We start from the raw sequence: 852 nt of genomic DNA, 5'->3' as shown, positions 1-852 counted from the left end.
GGGCGCTGCTGCTGGTCGGAGTCCTCGGGCTGTGGGAGGCGCTGTCCCGGGCCAAGGTCATCGACCCGTTCAACTTCTCCATGCCCTCGCAGATCTGGGACCAGATCTCCACCTGGGTGATGCACGGGACCGCGCTCGGCTCCCTGGGGGAGCAGATCTGGTACACGCTCTACGAGGCACTGCTCGGCTGGGTCCTCGGTGTGGTCACGGGTGTCGTGCTCGGCATCGCGCTGGGGCGGATCGCATTGCTCGCCGATGTTCTTGGTCCGTACATCAAGGTGCTCAACTCGATTCCCAGGATCGTTCTCGCGCCGATCTTCGTGATCTGGTTCGGGCTCGGCCCGGCCTCCAAAGTCGCCTCGGCCGTCGTCCTGGTCTTCTTCCCGGTGTTCTTCAACGCCTTCCAGGGCGCCCGCGAGGTGGACCGGAACCTCGTCTCCAACGCCCGGATCCTGGGCGCGAGCGACCGCCGGGTGACCTTTCAGGTGGTCATCCCGTCCGCCACGTCCTGGATCTTCACCAGCCTCCACGTCAGCTTCGGCTTCGCCCTCATCGGCGCCATCGTCGGCGAGTACATCGGTGCCACCAAGGGCATCGGCCTGCTCGTCGCGCAGTCCCAGGGCACCTTCAACGCGGCCGGGGTGTACGCGGCGATGGTCATCCTCGCCGTCGTCGCGCTCCTCGCCGAAGGGCTGCTCACTTTCGCCGAGCGCCGCATCTTCCGCTGGAAGCCCGCGGATTCCGAGCACTGACACCCGCTCCGGACGCCTCCCTTTCCTCCCTTCACAAGGACGTGAACCGCCATGCGCACCAACGCCCGATACGCCGCCCTGGCCGCCGCCGGCCTGCTCG

The 852-nt window shown here is 67.3% G+C and carries 1 protein-coding gene; it reads left to right on the top strand.

The window, feature by feature from the left end; translation table 11 throughout:
- On the top strand, positions 1–752 hold a 752-nt coding region (locus tag CCL05_RS42345), incomplete at its 5' end, for an ABC transporter permease (RefSeq protein WP_086565827.1).
- Between the last annotated feature and the right edge of the window lie 100 nt (positions 753–852).

This window comes from Streptomyces africanus, assembly GCF_002150735.1.
Classification (GTDB): Bacteria; Actinomycetota; Actinomycetes; order Streptomycetales; family Streptomycetaceae; genus Streptomyces; species Streptomyces africanus.
Note: the sequence above shows the minus strand (reverse complement) of the source record. Positions and strands in the feature narration are given on the sequence as shown.